This window comes from Sphingomonas sp. P4_G3, assembly GCF_056401105.1.
In genome coordinates, this window is sequence record NZ_JBFUJZ010000003.1 from 547,365 (window position 1) to 569,691 (window position 22,327).

Consider the following 22,327-nt stretch of genomic DNA (forward strand, 5'->3'; position numbering starts at 1 on the left):
CCCTCTCCCGCAAGCGGGAGAGGGGCTCAACGCCACGTCCGGCCAACCCGCCTAGTTAAAAACTTGCCAAGAACACCCTATTTGCCACAAGATGACGAACCGATCTGGTTTGCCGGAGGGGCGATATGATTACCGCGATCCGCGAAGTACGCCGCGCCAAGGGAATGACGCTCGACGATGTCGCGCAACGATGCGTGCCGCCGACTACCGCGCAGACGATCGGCCGGCTGGAGACAGGCATGCGAACGGTGTCGGTCAAGTGGCTCAATCGCATCGCGGCGGCGCTCGGCGTCGAAGCCGCGGATTTGGTGCGATTGCCCGACCAGGCGGATTTGCCCGTCGCCGCCGTGCTGGGCGCGGATGGCGTGTTCGCTCCAGTCCGAGCCAGCTTGATCCCGCCGCCGCGTCCCGAAGCCGGCGCGGTGGCCGTATCGGTCAGCGCGGGGATCGGCGATTACCGCGCGGGCGACACGATCTGGTGCGCGCGGCTGGAGCCCGAAGCCTTCGGCCGCGCGCTTAACCGCGACGTGCTGGTGCCGCGCCCCGGCGGGCGATTCCTGTTCGGCAGGCTGATCGGGCGCGAAGGCGACCGGCTGCAGCTCCTTCCGCTCGGGCCGGGCCAGCGCCAGCAAGTGATCAGCGACCCCGCCTGGATCGCGGAAGCGCGGACACTGGTCCGCGCCTTGTGATTACGTCAGTCCTTTGCCTCTGATCCGCAGCGCCGGCGCAAAGGCGCCATCCTGCGGCGCCGGCAGCGTCAGCCGCAGCGCATCGGCATCGCGGCGAAACCGCAATTCGGGCCCGCCGACAAGGTCGACGCGCTCGATCACGGCATCGCGAAGCGCGGTCTTGCCGAGCGAGGCGATCGCGCTTTCGCGTTCGGGCCAGTCGAGGAAGATGACGTAAAGCGTCTCGCCCTTCTTGGTGAAACGGACGTCCTCGCCGGTGAACGGCTTCTGTTTTTCCTCGCCGAACGCGCCGGGCGGCGGCGGCTTGGTCGGGCCTTCGCCATATTTGCGCCAGGGACGCGTGGCGAAGATCGCCTCGCCGTTGCGCCGCGTCCAGGCGGTGAACTGGTCGAGGATCGCTTCTTCTTTCTCGTCGATCGTGCCGTCGCCGCGGACCGGCACGTTGAACAGCAGGGTGCCGTTCTTCGACACGACGTCCGCCAGAATCTGCACGACCTGTTTCGCGCTTTTGTAGCCGTTATCCTTATAGAGCGGCCGCGAATAATGCCACGATCCGATGCAGGTGCAGGTCTGCCACGGCGTATCGTGGATATCGTCGAGCACGCCGCGCTCGACGTTCCAGGTGATCGCCCGTTGCGCGAACGCATCGAGCACGCCGCCGGTCATGATCACGTCGGGCGATCCGTGCCACTCGACCGCCTTGTTGTAATAATGGGCGACCGCCTCCAGCCCGTATTTGCCGAACGGCACGCCGGCATGGTCCATGAACATGAGGTCGGGTTTGTAATCCTCGACGATCTGCTTCTGACGCTTCAGCCATTTTTCGACGAAGCGGATGTTGCCCGACGGCAGCCCCTCGAGCCACTGGCCGTCGCGCTTGTCGTGCCAGTCCGACATTTCCTTGATGGATTGGATGCCGTCCGGCGCCACATAATAAGGCCCGGTATAGAGTTCCTGGGGGTCGAGGCCGTCCCAATATTTGCCCGCGCCGTGTTGCTTGCGGAGCCAATAGGCATCGTAGCGCCGGCCGCGCATCGGCCCTTCCGCGTCATAGCCATAGGCCGGCTGATACCAATGCCAGGCATGGCCCGAATGGTTGGAGACCCCGAACCTCAAGCCGGCGTCGCGCGCCGCCTTCTCCCAGGTCGCGAGGATGTCCTTTTTCGGCCCGACGCGCACGCTGTTCCATTCGTGGTGCTTGCTCGCGAACAGGTCGAGATTGTCATGGTGGCAGCCCATGCCGACGAAATAGCGCGCGCCCGCGGCGGCATATTTGCGGACGAGGTACTCCGGCTGCCAATTCTCCGCCTTCCAATCGCCGATGATGTCGATGAAGCCGGCCCGGCTCGGATGCCCGTAGCGCCGGACATGGTTTTCATAGGCCGTTTCGCCGCGGTCCCACGGCTGGCGACCCTGCATGTACAGCAGCCGTGCATACCAATCGCCGAATTCGGGCTGGCATTGCGGCCCCCAATGCGCCCAGATGCCGAGCTTGGCATCGCGAAACCATTCGGGGTGGCGGTACCCGGCGGCAAGCGACTGCCAGTCGGCAGTAAACGGCTCGCTTGTGGCTGCCTGGGCGACACCGACTCCGCCGGCCAGGGCCGCCGCTCCGCCGCTCAGCAACACGTCACGTCTCGTCAGCATTGGCCGCTCCCAACGGATGCGTGAACCGCCCTCGGCGTTTTCTCGCATATGAAAACGTGGATTACATATGCGAGAGCGAGAATCCAGATGCGCACTCAATCTTTCGGGCATGCGGCAGGCCTTTTGGCGCAAACGACCGCATTGCCCGCCACGGCCGCCCATCGGCGATTGGAGCCTACTTTGCCATGCTGAACAGGAATGGTGGGCGGTGACGGTCTCGAACCGCCGACCCTCTCGGTGTAAACGAGATGCTCTACCAACTGAGCTAACCGCCCGTACGCCTGTCCTCTGACGCGGCTTGGCCGCCAGCGCAAGGGGTCAGGCGATCGCGAGGCCGTTCTGCGCGAGTGTCGCGAAATAGCGATTCATGCGGTCGAACGCCGCCTCGCTCAGTGCCATGAACGCGCGACGGCGGTCGAACGGGTCGGGCTCGCGCACGAACAATCCGTCCTCGGTCATCTTCGAAATCCAGCGCAATGCAGTGCTCGGCGGCACTGCCGAGGCGATGCACAGGCTCGATACCGACACTTGGGCGCGTTCGAGATGCGCCGCATAGAGATCGAGCAGCATGTCCCAGGCGGGATCCTCGAACAGCACGTCCGGGAATGGCCGGCTGCGCAGCCGCCGCGCGCGGATCGCCTTGCGGACATCGGCCGCGGCGACCTGCACCGGCTCGGCGGCCACGCCATAGTCGCTGCGTTGATCGGCGACCGTGGCGGGAAGCGGGGGGGCTGCGGGCTCGACCGGCGCGACCAGGGCCTGCGCGACCGCCGCCGCGAGATCGGCCGGCTGCGGATCGCACAGCAAGGTGATCCGCCGGGCGAGCAACGATGCCGCGACCGCGTCGATCTGGCTTTCGGCCAGCGTGACGATCAGGCCGAATTCGGTTTCGGGCACATGGCCGAGCCGGTCGACCGCATCGTTCAGCGTATCGGCCGCGAGCTCATCGAGCGCGGCAATGACGAGCTGCGCGCCCGTGGCGCCGGGCAATGCGGCATCCGACCAATCAGCCTCGGCGACGATTACGGCACCCGCGCGGACCGCCGCGGCGGCGAGGTGAACGCGCGCATCGGTCCGGCCCAGCAGGAGCGCTCCGGGGCGCTGGATCGGCGTCGCGCCGTCCATCGCGATCACCCCAGCGCCTTCACGATCTCCTCGACCATCTTCTTGGCGTCGGCGAGGAGCATCATCGTATTGTCCTGATAGAAGACGTCGTTGTCGACCCCGGCATAGCCGACGCCGCCCATCGATCGCTTGATGAACAGCACGGTCTTGGCCTTGTTCACGTCGAACACCGGCATGCCGTAGATCGGCGAGCTCTTGTCGGTCTTGGCGGCAGGATTGACCACGTCGTTGGCGCCGATGATGAACGCGACGTCGGTCTGCGCGAACTCGCTATTGATGTCCTCGAGCTCGAACACCTCGTCATAGGGAACGTTCGCTTCGGCCAGCAGCACGTTCATATGGCCCGGCATACGACCGGCGACCGGGTGGATTGCGTACTTCACCCGAACGCCCTCTTCCTTGAGCTTGTCGGCCATCTCACGCAGCACGTGCTGCGCCTGCGCCACCGCCATGCCATAGCCCGGCACGATGATGACCTGTTCGGCCTGGCTCATCAGGAAGGCCGCGTCCTCGGCCGAGCCGCGCTTCCACGGACGGTCGGTCGCGGCCGCCGCCGCACCGCCACCGCTGTCGCCGCCGAACCCGCCGGCGATCACGCTGATGAAGCTGCGGTTCATCGCGCGGCACATGATGTAGGAAAGGATCGCGCCCGACGAGCCGACCAGCGCACCGGTGATGATCATCGCGGTGTTGTGCAGCGTGAAGCCCATCGCCGCCGCCGCCCAGCCCGAATAGCTGTTGAGCATCGACACCACGACTGGCATGTCGGCGCCGCCGATCGGGATGATCAGCAGGAAGCCGATCGCGAAGCTGAGGCCAGTGATCGTCCAGAACACCCAGGGCGATTGATCCTGGGTGAAGTAAGCGACCAGCCCGAGGATGCCCGCGAGCACCGCCAGGTTGATGACGTGGCGGCCAGGCAACATGATCGGCTTGCCGCCCATATTGCCGTTCAATTTGAGGAAGGCGATTACCGAGCCCGAGAAAGTGATCGCACCGATCGCGACGCCCAGACCCATTTCGATGCGGCTCTGGGTGAAGATGACGCCTGCTTCGGCGATGCCGAACGCCTCGGGGTTGAGGAACGCGGCACCCGCGACAAGCACCGCTGCCATGCCGACCAACGAGTGGAACGCTGCGACGAGCTGCGGCATCGCCGTCATCGCGATGCGCCGGGCAGTAACGATGCCGATTGTGGCACCGATACCGATCGCTACGAGGATTTCGATCAACGTGACCGTATCGAGGCGCGCCACATACGAATCTTCTGCATAGTTCGTGACCAACCAGGGCGCATGCGTCACCAGCGTCGTCAGCACGGCGATGGTCATGCCGATCATGCCGAAGCGGTTGCCGCGTTGGCTCGAGGTCGGGCTCGACAGCCCGCGCAGCGCGAGGATGAAACACACCCCGGCGACAAGATAGGCCAGCGACGCCCAGGGATTCACCGCGATCGCTTCTTCCATTCTGTCCTACCCCGTCATGCCAGCGGACGCTGGCATCTCCCTGTTACCCGCACGGTTCCAAGCCGCACGAGACCCCAGCTTTCGCTGGGGTGACGCATTATTTGTGACCGGCCGCCGGCCGGTCCTTCTTCTTGTACATCGCCAGCATCCGCGCAGTTACCGCGAAGCCGCCAAAGATGTTGACGCTGGCCAGCACCACCGCGAGCAGACCCAACCACTTCGACGTCGCGCCGGTACCGCCGATCCCGATCGCCGCGCTGGCGATCAGCGCGCCGACGATGATCACCGACGAGATCGCATTGGTCACCGCCATCAGCGGCGTGTGCAGCGCCGGGGTCACCGACCAGACGACGTAATAGCCGACGAACACTGCCATGACGAAGATCGAGAGGATCGAGATGAAGTCCATTGCCTTATTCTCCGGGCGCGGGCTGGGCGGCCAGCGCGGAATCGACGAGCCTGCGATACTCGGCGAGATTCGTTTGATAGACCATCATCACCGCGCGGCAGTCGCCGGGCCCCGAGGGACCCGGTCGCGGCGGCGAAAAGGGCTGTTTGCCATAGCGCGCGATCAGGCGCTTGCGGATCGAGTCGAATTCGTCGTCGGCCGCCTTGCGATCGGGACCTTCGCATTTGAGGTCGGCGGCGCGCTGGTGAAACGCGACCATTCGGTAGAAGCCGAACAGCAGAGAGGGAGGCACTTGTGGCGCGGGCGTGGACTGCGCGAGCGCCAGGGCGACGAGCGCGATGCTCAACCCAATAGCCTCTGGTTGACGACCTTGCCGCCCTGCGTCAGCCGCACCGCATCCCCGATCTCTTCATCGAGCACCGGCTTGCCCGCTTCCTTGTCCCAGAAGGTCGAGAGGAAATTGTACAGATTGCGGGCGAACAGTGCCGAGCTGTCAGTGGCGAGCCGCGAGGCGACGTTCTTGTGGCCGACGATCCGCACGCCGTGCTTCTCCACGACTTCACCGGCGACCGAGCCCTCGACATTGCCGCCGCTTTCGACCGCGAGATCGACGATCACGCTGCCCGGGCGCATCGTCGCGATCTGGGCATCGCTGATCAGCCGCGGCGCGGGACGGCCGGGGATCAGCGCGGTGGTGATGACGATGTCCTGCTTGGCGATATGGCCGGACACCAGCTCGGCCTGTGCCTTCTGATATTCCTCGCTCATCTCGGTGGCGTAACCGCCCGAGCCCTCGCCCTCGATTCCGGCGACATTCTCGACGAAGATCGGCTTGGCGCCGAGCGACTGGATCTGTTCCTTGGTCGCCGAACGCACGTCGGTCGCCGAGACTTGCGCACCCAGCCGCCGCGCGGTGGCGATCGCCTGCAGCCCGGCGACGCCGACGCCCATGACAAAGCATTTGGCCGCCGACACGGTGCCCGCCGCGGTCATCATCATCGGAAAGGCGCGACCATATTCGGCGGCGGCGTCGAGCACCGCTTTGTAGCCAGCCAGGTTCGCCTGGCTCGACAGGATATCCATCGACTGCGCGCGGGTGATGCGCGGCATGAATTCCATCGCCAGCGCCTCGATACCGGCGGCGGCATAGCCGTCGACCCGCGCGCGCTCGCCAAACGGATTGAGCCCGGCGACCAGCCAGACGCCCTTGGCGGCGTCCTTCAACTCGGCCGGATCGGGGCCCTGGATGCCGAGCACGATATCGGCGCCCTTGAGCGTCGCCGCCCGCGTCCCGATCGTCGCCCCCGCGCCTTCATAGCCGGCATCGTCATAGCTGGCGGCAGCGCCCGCGCCCTGCTCAACCGCGACCTGGGCACCCAGCGCGACGAACTTCTTGACCGTTTCCGGAGTCGCCGCGACGCGGCGCTCGCCCGAAGCGGTTTCCCGCAGGACGGCGATCTTCACCCGCGGCTTACTTGTGACCGGAGGAAATGAGCCAGATCACGATTCCCGCGATCAGGATGCACCCCACCGCGCCATATTTGAGCAACCCGAGCACCGAGTGATAGGTCGACTCATGTACTTTCATGTCGGTCTGGTCGGCCATGCCGCAACTCTCTCCACCCTGATTGTGCGGCGGTCTTAGCCAGCACCGCCCCGCGCCTCAAGCCCGCAAGCGTTAAGTTAGTGTCCGCATACGCTTAAGCTCACCTTTACCCGCTCGCCTTATGGTTACCACATGACCCAGGAGCAGAAGAGGGCGGGATGACGCGCAACGGACAGCGCCTCCTGATGTTGATCGACGACGAACCCGCGCAGCGCCGCCTCGTTTCGGCGATCGCCGCGCGGCGCGACTGGCGTTCGGTGTTCGCGCCCGATGGCGAGACCGCGATCGCGATGCTCGGCACTCAGGACGGGATGCAGCTCGACGCGATCCTGCTCGACAGTTTCGGTCCCGAAAGCGAAGCCGAGGCGCTGATCAAGGAATTGCGCGCCCGCCGTCCGCAGCTCCCCATCCTGATGCTCACCGCCAATGGCTCGGTCGCCCAAGCGGTCTCTGCGATGCGCGCCGGCGCCACCGATTATCTGGTCAAGCCGTTCGCGCCCGACCGCTTGTTGTCAGCGCTCGAAGTGGTCGTCGCCGGCACCGATGCGGGCGAATTGCGCCCGCTGACGGAGAAGATTCCGGCCCTGCTCGGCTTTGACGAGATCGTCGGCGCCTCCCCCGATTTCCGCGCCGCACTGGCGATCGCGGCCAAGGCGGCGCGCGCGCGCGTCCCCGTGCTGATCGAGGGCGAAAGCGGCGTCGGCAAGGAAGTCGTCGCCGAGGCGATCCATGCCGCAAGCCCACGCGGCAAGAAGCCGATGATCGCGATCAATTGCGGCGCGATCCCCGCCAATCTGGTCGAAAGCGAGCTGTTCGGGCACGAAAAGGGCGCCTTCACCGGCGCGTTCGAGCGCAAGATCGGCAAGTTCGCCGATGCCGATGGCGGCACGCTGTTCCTCGACGAGATCGGCGAGATGCCGCTCGACGCCCAGGTCAAATTGCTCCGCGTGCTGCAATCGGGCGAGGTCCAGCCGATCGGCGCGCGCCACACCCGCGAAGTCGACGTCCGCGTCATCGCCGCGACCAACAAGCGCCTGATCGAGGAAGTCGAGGCCGGCCGGTTCCGGGAAGACCTCTATTATCGCCTCAACGTCGTCCAGGTGACGATCCCGCCCTTGCGCGAACGCATCGCCGACATTCCCGCGCTTGCCCGGCATCTGCTCGCGCGGATCGCCGACCAGCCCGGGCTGCGCCCGCTCGGCATCACCGACGACGCGCTCGCGCTGCTCGGCCGCTACGTCTGGCCGGGCAATGTCCGCCAGCTGCAGAACGCGCTCTTCCGCGCCGCCGTCTTGTGCGAGGGCGACGCGCTGACCCGCGCCGATTTCCCGCAGATCGCCGCGCTCGGCACCGCGCGCGTGCCGACCCCGGGCGGCCAGATGGCGACCTCGGGCGGCGTCACCCTGTTCCGCCCCGACGGCAATATGCGCCCACTCGAAGAGATCGAAGCCGACGTCATCCGCCTCGCCATCGGCCATTATCGCGGCCGCATGACCGAAGTCGCACGGCGGCTCGGGATCGGGCGCTCGACGCTCTATCGCAAGCTCGGCGAACTCGGCATCGACAACGCGGCGTGAGATGTGACCCCTCTCCCGCGTGCGGGAGAGGGCTTAAAGTACCCTCTTCCACCATTGCCGCCCCTTCTGACTCACCTTAGTGCCACCACGCATGCGCATCACCGATACCGACATCGCCCTCGCCATGGCCCTGGCCGACGCCGCCGGCGCGGCGATCCGCCCGCATTTCCGCGCGCCGTTCGACGTTGAGATCAAGGACGACGCCTCCCCCGTCACGATCGCCGACCGCGCCGCCGAACAGGCGATGCGCGCGCTGCTCGCCGCCGAAGCGCCGCGCGACGGGATTTCGGGTGAGGAATTCGGCACGACCGAAGGATCGACCGGGCGGCAATGGGTGCTCGATCCAATCGACGGGACGCGGGCGTTCATCGCCGGGCGGCCGCTGTTCGGCACGCTGATCGCACTGGTGATCGATGGCTGGCCGGCGATCGGGATCATCGACCAGCCGATCCTGAACGAGCGCTGGGTCGGTGCGGTCGGGCGGCCGACCTTGTTCAACGGCAAGCCCGCCGCGACGCGGACCTGCCGCGAATTGAGCCATGCGTTGCTCGCCACCACCTCGCCCGCCTTGTTCGACGATGCGCAACTCCATGCCTTCGAGCATCTCGACGGCGCGGTGCGGTCGGTCGTGCTGGGCGGGGATTGCTACAATTACGCCAGCCTGGCGTCGGGCTGGCTCGACCTGGTGGTCGAGGCGGGGCTCAAACTCCACGACTTCGCCGCGCTCGTTCCGGTGATCGAGGGCGCTGGTGGTCGGATGTGCGACTGGTCGGGCGACCCGCTGATCGCCGCGAGCAAAGGCGAAGTCGTAGCGGCCGGCGATCCGGCGCGCGTCGAGGAAGTGCTGGAAACGCTGGCCTGCCGCGGACATTGATATTTTCACGCGGAGGCGCGGAGAACGCGGAGGATTTTGGCTCGGATGCCCGCGACCCGATAGGCTGCCTTCTTCGCGCCTCCGCGCCTCCGCGTGAATCTGAATCCCTAGCCCGAGGTTGCTTTTCCAGGGACTCGCCGCTATGCGCGCCCACTTCCGAGCGATGCGGATGAAGTTTGCCCGGCCATCAAGGGCTGCCGCGGCATGCTTGCGCATCGCCATAGAGAAAGGACCAAAATGCCCAAGCTCAAGACCAAGAGCGGCGTGAAGAAGCGCTTCAAGCTCACCGCCACCGGTAAGCTGAAGCACGGCGTCGCCGGCAAGCGCCACCGGCTCATCAGCCACAACGGCAAGTACATCCGCCAGAACCGCGGCACCAAGGTGCTGTCGGACTCCGACACCAAGACGGTGAAGGCCTGGGCCCCGTACGGCCTGAACTGAGGAGCTAGATAATATGGCACGCGTCAAACGTGGTGTGACCACCCGCGCCAAGCACAAGAACATTCTTGAGCAGGCCAAGGGCTATTCGGGTCGCCGCAAGAACACCATCCGCATCGCTCGTCAGGCCGTCGAAAAGGCCGGGCAATATGCGTATCGCGACCGCAAGGTCAAAAAGCGGACTTTCCGCGGTCTGTGGATCCAGCGCATCAACGCCGGCGTCCGCGCCGAGGGTCTGACCTATTCGCAATTCATGCACGGCCTGAAGCTCGCCGGCATCGACCTCGACCGCAAGGTCCTGGCCGATATCGCGATGCACGAAGCCGAAGCGTTTACCGCCATCATCGCTCAGGCGAAGGCGGCACTGCCCCAGGCCGCCTAACAGCAGCCTGAGCGTTACGCAGATCAGGGGCGTCGGTGGCAGCACCGGCGCCCTTTTTCGTTCTGGAATACTCCCAAGGAGCCTTTCGTGGTCGAACTGAAAGCGATGCAGGACAGCGATTTCGCGTGGCTGCTGGGCGAGGCTCCGGCAGCGGCGAACCCGCCGGCGATCTGCGATGGCGGCGTCGCGCCGGTCGAGGTGATCGAGTTGATCCGCGGCGTCGCAGCGAAGAACCGCGAGGCCCTGGGCAGCGACGTGGCCTGGTTGGTCGTCGCTGACGGCGAAGCGGTCGGGATGATCAGCTTCACGCGCCCGCACGACGGCAAGCGCCCGGAGATCGGCTACGGCATCGCCGACAGCCGTCAGGGACGCGGCCATGCCACCGGCGCGGTCACCGCCTTGCTGCCGATCCTGCGGGCGCGTGGCTTTGACGGCTTGACCGCGGAGACCGGGGTCGACAATCGGGCGTCGCAAGTAGTGCTGGAGCGCAACGGCTTCACCCGCACCGGCGAGCGCACCGACCCCGAGGACGGCGACCTCTATCTATGGACGATCGGATTGAACGATGAGTGATCTCGACCAGCTCAAGAGCGACCTGCTCGCGGCGATCGGTAGCGCCGATCTGGCCGGGCTGGAGGACATCCGCGTCTCTGCACTCGGCAAGTCGGGCAGCGTGACCGGGTTGCTCAAGACATTGGGCGGCATGTCGCCCGAGGAGCGCCAGACGACCGGCCCGCGCATCCATGCGCTGCGCGAGGCGGTGAGCGAGGCGCTGACGGCGCGCAAGACGGGGCTCGAACGCGAGGCACTCGACGCGCGGCTGGCGGGCGAGACGCTCGACATGACCTTGCCGGCGGACGTCCCGTCGGCCGGGACGGTCCATCCGGTCAGCCAGGTGATGGACGAGTTGGCCGAGATTTTCGCCGATCTCGGCTTCGCGATCGCGACCGGTCCCGAGATCGAGGACGACTGGCACAATTTCACCGCGCTCAACATTCCCGAGTCGCACCCGGCGCGGGCGATGCACGATACTTTCTACTTCCCCGACCCGCCGGACGGGGAACGCAAGATGTTGCTCCGCACCCACACCTCGCCGGTGCAGATCCGCGCGATGATCGAGCAGAAGCCGCCGATCCGCATCATCGCACCCGGCCGCACCTACCGATCCGATTGGGATGCGACACACACGCCGATGTTCCATCAGGTCGAAGGGCTGGTGATCGACAAGGGAATCACGCTCGGCCACCTCAAATGGACGCTCGAGACGTTCCTGAAAGCCTATTTCGAGCGCGACGACATCGTGCTGCGCCTGCGCCCGAGCTATTTCCCCTTCACCGAACCGTCGGCGGAGGTCGATGTCGGCTATACGATCCAGAACGGCAAGCGAGTGATCGGCGGGTCGGACCATTGGATGGAAGTGCTCGGCAGCGGCATGGTCCATCCCAAGGTGATCGCGGCGTGCGGGCTCGATCCCGCCGAGTGGCAGGGATTCGCGTTCGGCTGCGGGATCGACCGGCTGGCGATGCTCAAATACGGTATGGACGACCTGCGCGCGTTGTTCGACGGCGATATCCGCTGGTTGAAGCATTATGGCTTCGCCGCACTGGATGTCCCGACGCTCAGCGGAGGTGTTGGGGCATGACCCATTCCCGTCGCCCCGGCGCAGGGGCACCCCGCAAAGTACTACTTTGCGGGGACCCCGCAGGCCGGGGCCGCTACGTGGCAGCGCGATGCCCTCTCCAACTCTACGGCCCCGGCCTCCGCCGGGGCGACGGGAACTGATATGAAGTTCACCCTGAACTGGCTCAAGGAGCATCTCGATACCCAGGCCTCGCTCGACGACATCGTCGAGGCGCTGACCCGCGTCGGGCTCGAGGTCGAAGGCGTCGACAATCCCGGCGAGAAGCTGGCGGCGTTCAAGGTAGCGCGCGTTCTGACCGCCGAGCGTCACCCCCAGGCCGACAAATTGCAGGTGCTGACTGTCGATACCGGCGACGGCGCGCCGCTTCAGGTGGTGTGCGGCGCGCCCAATGCCCGCGCGGGGCTGGTCGGCGTGCTCGGGCTGCCGGGCGCGATCGTGCCGGCCAATGGCATGGAGCTCAAGGTTTCGGCGATCCGCGGGGTCGAATCGAATGGCATGATGTGCTCGACACGCGAGCTCGAGCTGGGCGACGACCATGACGGGATCATCGAGCTTCCCGCCGATGCGCTGGTCGGCACGACCTTCCCTGAGTATGCCGGGCTCAACGATCCGGTGATCGACGTGTCGATCACGCCCAACCGCCAGGATTGCATGGGCGTGCGCGGCATCGCGCGCGATCTTGCCGCGGCGAGGCTGGGCACGCTCAAGCCGCTCGCCCAGGTCTATCGTGTCGAGGCGATCGCGCCAGTGGCGGGCGAAGGCCCGGGTCCCGACGTAGGCACCGACGACACCGCGGGCTGCCCGGCCTTCTACGGGCAGGAAGTGCGCGGCGTGACCAATGGTGCCGCGCCTGAATGGATGCGGCGCTTCCTCACCGCGATCGGGCAGAAGCCGATCTCGGTGCTGGTCGACATCACCAATTTCGTCTCGGTCGATCTCGGCCGACCGCTGCACGTCTATGACAAGGCCAAATTGTCGGGCGGCCTCGTCGCGCGGCGCGCCAAGGCCGGCGAGCAGGTGCTCGCGCTCAACGGCAAGACCTATACGCTCGACGAGACGATGACGGTGATTGCCGACGATGTCGCAGTCCACGATATCGGCGGCATCATGGGCGGCGAGCATTCGGGCGTGTCGGAGACGACCACCGACGTGGTCATCGAATGCGCCTATTTCGATCCCGACCATATCGCGCGGACTGGGCAGAAGCTCGGCCTGACCAGCGATGCGCGCCAGCGGTTCGAACGCGGCGTCGACCCCGCTTTCCTCGACGACGGGCTGGCGATCGCGACCAAATTGGTGCTCGACCATTGCGGCGGGACGGCGAGCGGGATCACCCGCGCCGGAGAGCCGCCTCTCGCGCCGCGCACGATCAAGTACGATCCGTCGCGGGCGGAGACGCTCGGCGGCCTCGCCGTCGCGCCTGAGCGGCAGAAGGATATCCTCGAACGCCTCGGCTTCGTGGTCGGCAGCGACTGGCAGGTGACGATCCCGAGCTGGCGTCGCGACGTCGACGGATCGGCCGACCTGGTCGAGGAAGTCATCCGCATCGAGGGGATCGACAAGGTCCAGCCCGTCCCGCTCGACCGTGCGCCCGGCGTGGCGCGCCCGACCGCGACCCCCGAGCAGAAGCTCGAACGCAAGCTGCGGCGCGCCGCGGCGGCGCACGGGCTCGACGAGGCGGTGACCTGGAGCTTCCTGAGCCAGGCCGAGGCCGATGCCTTCGGCGGCGGGGCGTGGAGCCTGGCCAATCCGATCAGCGAGGACCTCAAGGTGATGCGGCCGTCGCTGTTGCCCGGTCTGCTGTCGGCAGCTGCGCGCAACCTTAATCGCGGCGTGGGCACCATTCGCCTGTTCGAGCTTGGCCGGCGCTATCTGCCCGAGGCCGAGCGTCCGACCTTGGGCGTAGTGTTGGCCGGCGATCGCCGGCCGCGCGGCTGGCAAACGGGCAAGGCGCAGGGCTTCGACGCGTTCGACGCCAAGGCCGAGGCGCTGGCTTTACTCGCCGCCGCCGGGGCGCCGGTCGACAATTTGCAAGTGATGGGGGACGCCGGCGAGACCTGGCATCCCGGCCAATCGGGCACCTTGCGGCTCGGTCCCAAGACCGTGCTCGCCGCGTTCGGCATGCTTCATCCGTCGACCGCCAAGGCGTTCGACCTCGACGGTCCGGTCGCCGCGGTCGAGCTCTATATCGACGCGATCCCGGGCAAGCGCTCGTCTGGTTTCATGCGTACGGCCTATGCGCCGCCCGCGCTCCAGGCAGTTAAGCGCGACTTCGCCTTCACCGTCCCCGCCGGCCTGACCGCCGACGCGCTGACCCGCGCGGTGCGCGGATCGGACAAGGCAGCGATCACGGCCGCGCGCGTGTTCGACCTGTTCGAACGCGATGGCGTCCGGTCGATGGCGATCGAGGTCACATTGCAGCCCAGCGACAAGAGCTTCACCGATGCCGATCTGAAGGCGGTGGCCGACAAGGTGATCGCGGCGGCGGAGAAGCTTGGGGCGACATTGCGGGGATAATATACCTGCCCTCACCCTTCCCACCGCCTTCAGCGGCGGGCCCCTTCCCTCTCCCGGCGGGAGAGGGAGGGAGGCGCGAAGCGCCGGAAGGGTGAGGGCAGAAATGGGACGAAGGGAAAGTAAGGTGCGGACGGCCCTGATCATCGGCGAAACACCCAATGTTGGCGGGCCGATCGTCGCGAGGGCGATTCAGCCTGGGGGGCGCCCCAGCCATGAAGATCGATAGTTTCCTCGTCGGCTTTACCGCGCTCCACGAGGAGCCGGGCGATATCTACACGCCGATCCTGCTCCCGGGCGATTTCGATCCGTTCGAACGGCAGGCGCGGTTCACGCAATATATCGACGCCGAGTTGCGGATGACCGGGCTGGGTAGCGCCGGCGGCGGCAGCGCGATCCAATTTCTCGATGAAGACGACGAAGACGAGGATCAGCCCGGCGATGGCCAGTGGCGCGTGCTTTATTCGATCATCGACACCGACGTGACCGACCTGGACGCCGGGCGTGCGCTGATCCGCGTACAGCTGGCGGAACTCGGTTGCCCCGCCGGCACCTTGCTGCAATTCGACGATCGCGAAGATCGCTGGGACGGCGAGCGCTGGCATCTGGCCGAAGCGCGGTCGATCGACGAAGAGAATTTGGACCCGAAGGAGTAGACGATGCGCACTGTCCTGATCACCGGCGGAACCTCGGGCATCGGCCAGGCCGCGGCGCGCGCGTTCGTCGCCGCAGGCTGGCGCGTGGTCGCGACCGGGCGGCGCCAGGAGCGGCTCGATGCGCTGGTCGCCGGGCTGGGCGCCGACAAGGTGCACCCCGCGGTGTTCGACGTGCGCGACGAGGCCGCGCGCGACGAGGCGCTCGACGCGCTGCCGGCCGAGTTCGGCGCGATCGACCTGTTGATCAACAATGCCGGGCTCGCGCTCGGCACCGCGCCGGCACAATCGGCCTCGCTCGATCAGTGGAAGACGATGATCGACACCAATGTCACCGCTCTGGTGTCGCTGACGCGCAAGCTGCTGCCCGCCTTGGTCGAGCGCAAGGGCGCGATCATCAACATCTCGTCGGTCGCGGCGACCTATCCCTATACCGGCGGCAATGTGTATGGCGGGACCAAGGCGTTCGTGCACCAGTTCAGCCTGGGATTGCGCTCCGACCTGGCGGGCACCGGCGTCCGTGTCACCTCGATCGAGCCGGGCATGGTCGAAACTGAGTTCACGCTGGTCCGTACCGAGGGGAACCAGGAAGCATCGGATAAGCTCTATGGCGGCGCCAATCCGATGACTGCCGAGGATATCGCCAACACGCTGCTATGGGTCGCCCAGCTGCCACCGCACCTCAACATCAACACGCTCGAGCTGATGCCGGTCAGCCAGTCCTTCGCCGGGTTCCAGGTCGCGCGGGCATAGGTCGTAAAATTCCCCTCCCTGCAAGGGAGGGGCTAGGGGTGGGTGAGCATCGGGCGAGGCTCGATGCCTCGTCCGATGCTGTTTTGACGGCAGCTTTTTAGAGTCTTTAGGCGCGCAGACGCGCGCACCCACCCCCAACCCCTCCCTGCAAGCAGGGAGGGGAGTCCGAAAACCGAACGGCGATATAGCCCAAGCTTCGACAACAGGTTTCGGGTTGCGCCGGGTCGTCCACGCAACGACACCGGCGGGATGACCGACTCCGACTTCACCGCGATGATGCGCGCCGCCCAGGGCGCGATCGACTATCGCCGCCGCATTGCCACGGCGGAGACCACGCCCGCCGCGACGTACGCCGAGGTCTTGCCGGCGTTCGACGCTCCACTGCCCGAGCTGGGCGGGGATGCGGACGCGATCATCGCCGAGCTGATCGAGCGCGCGACGCCGGGGATCCGCGCCTCGACCGGCCCGCGCTTCTACGGCTGGGTGATCGGCAGTTCACACCCGACCGGGGTCGCCGCCGACTGGCTGACCGCCGCCTGGGGGCAGAATGCCGGCAATATCCTGGCCGCGCCGGCAGCGAGCGCGGTCGAGGCGGTGGCGGCACGCTGGCTGCTCGACCTGCTCGGCCTGCCCGGTGAGGCATCGGTCGGCTTCGTCACCGGCGCGACGGTCGCGAACTTCGTCTGCCTCGCGGCGGCGAGGAGCGAGGTGTTGCGCCGGGTCGGCTGGGACGTCGAAGGCGACGGCATGTTCGGCGCACCGCCGATCAATGTGCTGATCGGTGCCGATGCGCACGCGACGGTGTTTTCGGGGCTCAAATATCTCGGCCTCGGCGCGAGGCGGGTGACGTCGGTCGCCACCGACGACGCAGGGCGAATGCTGCCGAGCGCGTTCGAGGCGGCGTTGAAGGCGGCATCGGGGCCGGTCATCGCGATCGCCCAGGCCGGCCAGATCAATAGCGGGGTGAGCGATCTTTTCGCCGACATCGCCCCGATGGCGCACGAGGCGGGCGCCTGGCTCCATGTCGACGGCGCGTTCGGATTGTGGGCTCAAGCCAGCCACCGGTACGCGCACCTTACCCAAGGCGTCGAGTTGGCCGACAGTTGGGCGACCGACGGGCACAAATGGCTGCAGACGCCGTACGATTCGGGGTTCGCGATCGTCCGCGATGCCGAAGCGCACCGCCGCGCGATGGCGATCTCCGCCAGCTATCTGCCGCCCGCCGAGGGCGCCGAGCGCGATCCATCGGCCTATGTCCCCGAGCTCTCGCGCCGCGCCCGCGGGTTCGCTGCCTGGGCGATGATCCGCCAGCTCGGCCGCGCCGGGATTGCCGAGATGGTCGAGCGTTGCTGCCGGGTAGCCGCACGGATCGCCGAGCGCGCCGCCGGCGAACCGGGGATCGCGCTGGTGCTGGTGCCCGAACTCAACCAGCTGATGCTCCGCTTCGGCGATAGCGACGACGCGACGCGTGCCACGGTGCAGCGTGTGCAGGATGACGCGATCGCCTGGATCGGCGGGGCCGCGTGGCACGGACATTGGGTGATGCGCGTGTCGGTCAGTTCGTCGGCGACGACCGAGGCGGACGCGGACCTGACTGTCGACGCGATCGTTTCCGCCTGGCGGGCAGTAAGGGAGAACATCGCGTGACCGAAACCCTGATCGAGATCGGCACCGATCAGCTGTCGGCGGCGATCAATCCGCTCGGCGCCGAGCTCACGCAGTTGCGCGACGCCGAGGGTCGCGAGCTGATGACCGATGCCGATCCCGCTTATTGGACCGGGCACGCGCCGATATTGTTTCCGATCATCGGACGGTTGAATTGCGACACGCTGCGGCTCGATGGCCGCGACTATGCGATGAAACAGCACGGCTTCGCGCGGCACGAAACGTTCGACCTCGCCGCACGCACCGCCACCAGCGCGACGTTCCGACTGACCGCCAATGACGAGACGCGCGCCGACTATCCGTTCGAGTTCGTGCTAGAGGTCGGGTTCTCTATCGATGTGGCGACCTTGGCGATCGACGTGCGTATCTCCAATCCCGGTAGCGCGCCGTTGCCCGCGAGCCTCGGCTTTCACCCCGCCTTCGCCTGGCCATTGCCTTATGGCCGCCCGCGCGACGAGCACCGCATCATCTTCGCCGCCGACGACCCGGGCGACATCGTCGAGCTTGCCGGCGGGTTGTTCGCGTCGACGCGCCCCTCGCCGCTCGATGGCCGCGTCCTTCATCTTGCCGACGATCTGTTCGCCCAAGACGCGCTGATCTGGGATCCGGTGGCGTCGCAAAGCGTGACCTATGGCGCGGCCGATGGTCCGCAGCTCAGGGTCGATTTCCCCGATACGCCCTATCTCGGCATCTGGACCAAGCCCGGCGCCGCGTTCGTCTGTATCGAGCCGTGGCATGGCCATGCCGACCCCGCCGGGTTCGGCGGCGATTTCCGGACCAAGCCGGGCGTGTTCGAGGTCGCGCCGGGCGCGGACTGGACGGGCCGGATGGCGATCACGCTCGAACCCTGACCCTCGACCTAGGCCTACCCTGCGGCTAGGAGCCGCGGACCATGAGTATTTCCGACCGCCGCACCTTCGCGATCATTTCGCATCCCGACGCCGGCAAGACCACCTTGACCGAAAAGCTGCTCTACTTCGGCGGCGCGATCCATTTGGCCGGCGAGGTCAAGGCGCGCGGCCAGACGCGGCGCGCGCGGTCCGACTGGATGAAGATCGAGCAACAACGCGGCATTTCGGTCACCAGCTCGGTGATGACGTTCGAGAAGGACGGCATCACCTTCAACCTGCTCGACACGCCGGGGCACGAGGACTTTTCCGAAGATACCTATCGCACGCTGACCGCGGTCGATTCCGCGGTGATGGTGATCGACGCGGCGCGCGGCATTGAGGCGCAGACGCGCAAATTGTTCGAGGTCTGCCGGCTGCGGTCGGTGCCGATCATCACCTTCGTCAACAAGGTCGACCGCGAAGGCCGCCCGCCGTTCGAACTGCTCGACGAGATCGCCGACATACTCGCGCTCGACGTCGCGCCGATGAGCTGGCCGGTCGGCATGGGCGGGCAATTCCAGGGCGTGCTCGACCTCACCACCAACAAGGTCAGCCGGCCCGAGGGCGACAGCCGCGAATTCCTCGGCAAGGTCGACGACGCGCCCGAACTCCCGATCGACATCGCCGAGGAAGTCGAGCTGGCGCAGGCCGGCTATGCCGCGTTCGACGCCGACGCCTATCGCCATGGCGATTTGACGCCGGTCTATTTCGGCTCGGCGCTCAAGGATTTCGGGGTGGCCGAGCTGATCGCCGCGCTCGCCGATTACGCCCCGCCGCCGCGCCCGCAACCGGCCGAGCCGGCGCCGGTCTCGCCCGATTTCGACGAAGTCACCGGCTTCGTGTTCAAGGTCCAGGCCAATATGGACCCGCGACATCGCGACCGCATCGCGTTCATGCGATTGTGCTCGGGGGTGTTCAAACGTGGCATGAAGCTGACCCCGACCGGCCACGGCAAGCCGATCGCGGTGCATTCGCCGATCCTGTTCTTCGCGCAGAATCGCGAGGTCGCCGACGAGGCCTATCCAGGCGACATTATCGGCATCCCCAATCACGGCACGTTGCGGGTCGGCGATACCTTGTCCGAGCGCGCCGATGTGCGCTTCACCGGCCTGCCCAATTTCGCGCCCGAAATCCTGCGGCGCGTCGTGCTGAAGGATCCGACCAAGACCAAGCAATTGCGCAAGGCGCTCGACGACATGGCCGAGGAAGGCGTGACCCAGGTCTTCTATCCGGAGATCGGATCGAACTGGGTGATCGGCGTGGTCGGCCAGCTCCAGCTCGAAGTGCTGATCAGCCGGCTCGAGGCCGAGTATAAGGTCGCCGCGGGGCTGGAGATGGCGCCGTACGAGACCGCGCGCTGGATTTCGTCGGACGATCCGGCGGCGCTCAAGGAATTCCTCGACCTTAATCGCGGGTCGCTGGCCAAGGATCGCGACGGCAATCCGGTCTATATGGCGAAGTCGGCCTGGGACGTCGGCTATGTCGCCGACCGCTATCCCAAGGTGAAGTTCGCCGCGACGCGCGAGCGGTAACGGCAGCATTCGCGGTTGGGCGCCGACACAGCGAAGCTATAAAGCCGCGAAACTTTTGGTGCGGTTGCGAAGGCCGGGCGCATCGCTATAGCCGCGGGCGACCATCAGGAGCCCATCATGCAGCCTTCCGCCGCGCTCGCCCGCATCAAGCCCTCGCCGACGCTGGCGATCACCAGCCGCGTCCTGGAATTGAAGCGCCAAGGCGTCGACGTGATCGGCCTGGGCGCCGGCGAGCCCGATTTCGACACGCCCGACTTCATCAAGGAAGCCGGGATCAAGGCGATCCGCGACGGCAAGACCAAATATACCAATGTCGACGGCACGCCCGAGCTCAAGGAAGCGGTGCGGCTGAAGTTCAAGCGCGACAATGCGCTCGACTATGACATCAATCAGATCACCATCAACGCCGGCGGCAAGCACACCTTGTTCAACGCGATGGTCGCGACGATCGATCCGGGCGACGAGGTGGTCATCCCCGCGCCTTATTGGGTGAGCTATCCCGACGTCGTGCTGTTCGCCGGCGGCACGCCGGTGTTCGCCGCGGCGGGTGCGGACCAGAATTACAAGCTCAAGCCCGAGCAGCTCGAGGCGGCGATCACTGCCAAGACCAAGTGGGTAATCCTCAACTCGCCGTCCAACCCGACCGGCGCCGCCTATAGCGAAGCCGAATTGAAGGCGCTGGGCGCGGTGCTCGAGCGCCACCCGCATGTCTGGATCTATGCCGACGACATGTACGAACACATCGTGTTCGACGATTTCAAGTTCACGTCGATCGCGCAGGTCTGCCCGTCGCTCTACGACCGCACGCTGACCGCCAATGGCTGCTCTAAGGCCTATGCCATGACCGGTTGGCGGATCGGTTTCGCTGCCGGCGCGCCGTGGCTGATCAAGGCGATGTCGAAGCTGCAATCGCAATCGACCAGCAATCCCTGTTCGATCGCCCAAGCGGCATCGGTGGCGGCGCTGACCGGCGACCAGGCGTTCCTGAAGGACAATGCCAAATTGTTCGAGCATCGCCGCGATCTCGTCGTGTCGATGCTCAACCAGGCGACGGGCATCACCTGCCCGCGGCCCGAGGGCGCCTTCTACGTCTATCCCGAATTCTCCGCGCTGATCGGCAAGACCACGCCGGGCGGCCGGACGATCGCGACCGACGAGGATTTCGTCACCTACCTGCTCGACGATGCCAAGGTCGCGGCGGTGCAGGGCGAGGCGTTCGGCCTCTCGCCGGCGATGCGGATCAGCTACGCCACGTCGGACGAGCTGCTGCGCGAAGCCTGCGAGCGCATCCAGACGGCCTGCGCCGCGCTGCGCTGAGAATGCTCAGTGTTCCTGCGAAAGCAGGAACCCAGGACCACGAGCGACACGGCCTGTAACCCTGGGCTCCTGCTTTCGCAGGAGCACGGCGTTGGGACGCCCCAAACCCAAACCCCGGATGAACGGACCGGCCAGAGAAAGTTCAGGCCCGGAAACCTATCGTTTCGATCATCAGGGTTGAAGCGGAACGCCACATTCCCGATTTCGCACCCGCAACCAAGGGACAAGAGCCATGAAGGCCATTCTCACTTCTTCGTTTTTCTGGCGGTTCGCCGGCGGCTTCGCTTTGGGCGGGTTCGGCGTGATGACGCTACATCCGGCAGGCGCGCAGACCGCGCCGCAGGCGCCGGCGTCCGTCGCTCATCTGGCGGATTGAAACCATGGGGCGCCGTGTTCCGTATCTATATGATCGGAACAACGGAGCCCCGCATATGATCAAATATGTCTTGCCGCTTGCCGCCGCTGGTGCGCTGGTCGCGGCGATCTTCACCAGCCCCCTCGCCCATGCCGAACGCGCGGTGCCGATCCCGGCGCCGGCGCATGATGTCCAGCCGACGGTGAAGCCCAATGTCGCGGTGTTGGCCGGTGGGTGTTTCTGGGGCATGGAAGCGGTGTTCGAGCGCGTCAAAGGCGTGACGAACGTCACTGCGGGCTATGCCGGCGGCACCGCCGCGACCGCGAGCTATGACCAGGTGTCGACCGAGGGAACCGGCCATGCCGAGGCGATCCGCGTCGCCTACGATCCGCGCGTGGTGAGCTATGGCACGTTGCTGCGCATCTATTTCTCGATCGCGCACGACCCGACCACGCTTAATCGCCAGGGTCCCGATCGCGGCCCCAGCTATCGCTCGGCGATCTTTCCGCAAAATGCGGCGCAACGCGCAGTGGCAGCGGCGTACATCGCCCAGCTCGGCCAGGCGAAAGCCTATCCGCGGCCAATCGTGACCAAGATCGAGACCGGCGGCTTCTATCCGGCCGAAACCTATCACCAGCATTTCTTCGACAAGAATCCCAACCACCCGTACATCGTGGCGTGGGACAAGCCGAAGGTCGCGGCGTTCAAGGCGGCGTTTCCGGCGCTGGCAAAGTAACGCTTCCCTCTCCCGCCTGCGGGAGAGGGAGGGACCCGCGAAGCGGGAGGGTGAGGG

General features: G+C 66.3%; 23 protein-coding genes and 1 tRNA gene. 16 read left to right on the forward strand and 8 right to left on the reverse strand.

Annotated features, from left to right (window positions below):
• Positions 1-125 precede the first annotated feature (125 nt).
• A complete protein-coding gene (locus AC1DQQ_RS10775) occupies positions 126-689 on the forward strand; it encodes a helix-turn-helix domain-containing protein (RefSeq protein ID WP_478041473.1) in 564 nt (187 codons plus the stop codon).
• On the opposite strand, the gene AC1DQQ_RS10780 is transcribed toward AC1DQQ_RS10775, so the two are convergent.
• From AC1DQQ_RS10780 to AC1DQQ_RS10815, 8 genes are all read right to left on the reverse strand, one after another.
• Positions 690-2,336 (reverse strand): alpha-L-fucosidase, encoded by a 1,647-nt coding sequence (locus AC1DQQ_RS10780; RefSeq protein WP_478045155.1) that lies wholly within the window; start codon positions 2,334-2,336, stop codon positions 690-692. It abuts the gene before it with no gap.
• Between the two features lie 199 nt (positions 2,337-2,535).
• Positions 2,536-2,611: transfer RNA gene (locus tag AC1DQQ_RS10785), tRNA-Val, on the reverse strand.
• A gap of 43 nt (positions 2,612-2,654) precedes the next feature.
• Positions 2,655-3,461: a hypothetical protein gene (locus AC1DQQ_RS10790; protein ID WP_478045283.1), complete on the reverse strand. Its 807-nt coding sequence runs from the start codon at positions 3,459-3,461 to the stop codon at positions 2,655-2,657.
• A 5-nt stretch (positions 3,462-3,466) separates the two neighbouring features.
• Positions 3,467-4,927 carry an NAD(P)(+) transhydrogenase (Re/Si-specific) subunit beta gene (locus AC1DQQ_RS10795; protein WP_478031211.1) on the reverse strand — a complete coding sequence of 487 codons (1,461 nt, stop codon included), beginning with the start codon at positions 4,925-4,927 and terminating at the stop codon, positions 3,467-3,469.
• 97 nt (positions 4,928-5,024) lie between these two features.
• Positions 5,025-5,336 carry a proton-translocating transhydrogenase family protein gene (locus tag AC1DQQ_RS10800; protein WP_066588195.1) on the reverse strand — a complete coding sequence of 104 codons (312 nt, stop codon included), beginning with the start codon at positions 5,334-5,336 and terminating at the stop codon, positions 5,025-5,027.
• A 4-nt stretch (positions 5,337-5,340) separates the two neighbouring features.
• Positions 5,341-5,682 carry a hypothetical protein gene (locus AC1DQQ_RS10805; RefSeq protein WP_478045156.1) on the reverse strand — a complete coding sequence of 114 codons (342 nt, stop codon included), beginning with the start codon at positions 5,680-5,682 and terminating at the stop codon, positions 5,341-5,343.
• Complete coding sequence (locus AC1DQQ_RS10810) at positions 5,679-6,800, reverse strand: NAD(P) transhydrogenase subunit alpha (RefSeq protein ID WP_478041470.1); 1,122 nt, start codon at positions 6,798-6,800, stop codon at positions 5,679-5,681. The genes AC1DQQ_RS10805 and AC1DQQ_RS10810 overlap by 4 nt, the downstream gene beginning before the upstream one ends.
• Positions 6,801-6,807: 7 nt before the next feature.
• A complete protein-coding gene (locus tag AC1DQQ_RS10815) occupies positions 6,808-6,942 on the reverse strand; it encodes an aa3-type cytochrome c oxidase subunit IV (protein ID WP_478031214.1) in 135 nt (44 codons plus the stop codon).
• A gap of 158 nt (positions 6,943-7,100) precedes the next feature.
• Here AC1DQQ_RS10815 and AC1DQQ_RS10820 point away from each other — a divergent pair, with 158 nt between their 5' ends.
• The 15 genes from AC1DQQ_RS10820 to msrA all read left to right on the forward strand — a co-directional run bounded on the left by AC1DQQ_RS10820 (position 7,101) and on the right by msrA (position 22,270).
• The gene (locus AC1DQQ_RS10820; protein ID WP_478041469.1) at positions 7,101-8,519 is read left to right on the forward strand and encodes a sigma-54-dependent transcriptional regulator; all 1,419 of its coding nucleotides are present in this window, start codon (positions 7,101-7,103) and stop codon (positions 8,517-8,519) included.
• Between the two features lie 91 nt (positions 8,520-8,610).
• A complete protein-coding gene (gene hisN / locus AC1DQQ_RS10825) occupies positions 8,611-9,393 on the forward strand; it encodes a histidinol-phosphatase (protein WP_478045157.1) in 783 nt (260 codons plus the stop codon).
• Positions 9,394-9,630: 237 nt separating this feature from the next.
• Positions 9,631-9,834, forward strand: a complete 204-nt coding sequence (gene rpmI / locus AC1DQQ_RS10830) for a 50S ribosomal protein L35 (protein ID WP_478045158.1) — start codon at positions 9,631-9,633, stop codon at positions 9,832-9,834.
• Between the two features lie 13 nt (positions 9,835-9,847).
• On the forward strand, positions 9,848-10,213 hold the full coding sequence (gene rplT, locus AC1DQQ_RS10835; protein ID WP_066812844.1) for a 50S ribosomal protein L20: 366 nt from the start codon (positions 9,848-9,850) through the stop codon (positions 10,211-10,213).
• 87 nt (positions 10,214-10,300) lie between these two features.
• On the forward strand, positions 10,301-10,786 hold the full coding sequence (locus tag AC1DQQ_RS10840; RefSeq protein ID WP_478045159.1) for a GNAT family N-acetyltransferase: 486 nt from the start codon (positions 10,301-10,303) through the stop codon (positions 10,784-10,786).
• Complete coding sequence (gene pheS / locus AC1DQQ_RS10845; protein ID WP_478045160.1) at positions 10,779-11,855, forward strand: phenylalanine--tRNA ligase subunit alpha; 1,077 nt, start codon at positions 10,779-10,781, stop codon at positions 11,853-11,855. The genes AC1DQQ_RS10840 and pheS overlap by 8 nt, the downstream gene beginning before the upstream one ends.
• Before the next feature lie 141 nt (positions 11,856-11,996).
• A complete protein-coding gene (pheT, locus tag AC1DQQ_RS10850) occupies positions 11,997-14,372 on the forward strand; it encodes a phenylalanine--tRNA ligase subunit beta (protein ID WP_478045161.1) in 2,376 nt (791 codons plus the stop codon).
• Between the two features lie 212 nt (positions 14,373-14,584).
• Positions 14,585-15,025: a hypothetical protein gene (locus tag AC1DQQ_RS10855; RefSeq protein WP_478031223.1), complete on the forward strand. Its 441-nt coding sequence runs from the start codon at positions 14,585-14,587 to the stop codon at positions 15,023-15,025.
• Positions 15,026-15,028: 3 nt separating this feature from the next.
• On the forward strand, positions 15,029-15,775 hold the full coding sequence (locus AC1DQQ_RS10860) for an SDR family NAD(P)-dependent oxidoreductase (RefSeq protein ID WP_478045162.1): 747 nt from the start codon (positions 15,029-15,031) through the stop codon (positions 15,773-15,775).
• Positions 15,776-16,024: 249 nt separating this feature from the next.
• Entirely contained in the window at positions 16,025-17,422 is a 1,398-nt protein-coding gene (locus AC1DQQ_RS10865) for a pyridoxal phosphate-dependent decarboxylase family protein (RefSeq protein ID WP_478045163.1), read from the forward strand.
• A complete protein-coding gene (locus AC1DQQ_RS10870; protein ID WP_478045164.1) occupies positions 17,419-18,291 on the forward strand; it encodes an aldose 1-epimerase family protein in 873 nt (290 codons plus the stop codon). The genes AC1DQQ_RS10865 and AC1DQQ_RS10870 overlap by 4 nt, the downstream gene beginning before the upstream one ends.
• 41 nt (positions 18,292-18,332) lie before the next feature.
• Complete coding sequence (locus tag AC1DQQ_RS10875) at positions 18,333-19,862, forward strand: peptide chain release factor 3 (protein WP_478045165.1); 1,530 nt, start codon at positions 18,333-18,335, stop codon at positions 19,860-19,862.
• A 117-nt stretch (positions 19,863-19,979) separates the two neighbouring features.
• Positions 19,980-21,179: a pyridoxal phosphate-dependent aminotransferase gene (locus AC1DQQ_RS10880; protein WP_478045166.1), complete on the forward strand. Its 1,200-nt coding sequence runs from the start codon at positions 19,980-19,982 to the stop codon at positions 21,177-21,179.
• Positions 21,180-21,411: 232 nt separating this feature from the next.
• Entirely contained in the window at positions 21,412-21,555 is a 144-nt protein-coding gene (locus AC1DQQ_RS10885; RefSeq protein ID WP_478031229.1) for a hypothetical protein, read from the forward strand.
• A gap of 55 nt (positions 21,556-21,610) precedes the next feature.
• Complete coding sequence (msrA, locus tag AC1DQQ_RS10890) at positions 21,611-22,270, forward strand: peptide-methionine (S)-S-oxide reductase MsrA (protein ID WP_478045167.1); 660 nt, start codon at positions 21,611-21,613, stop codon at positions 22,268-22,270.
• The last annotated feature ends 57 nt before the right edge of the window (positions 22,271-22,327 follow it).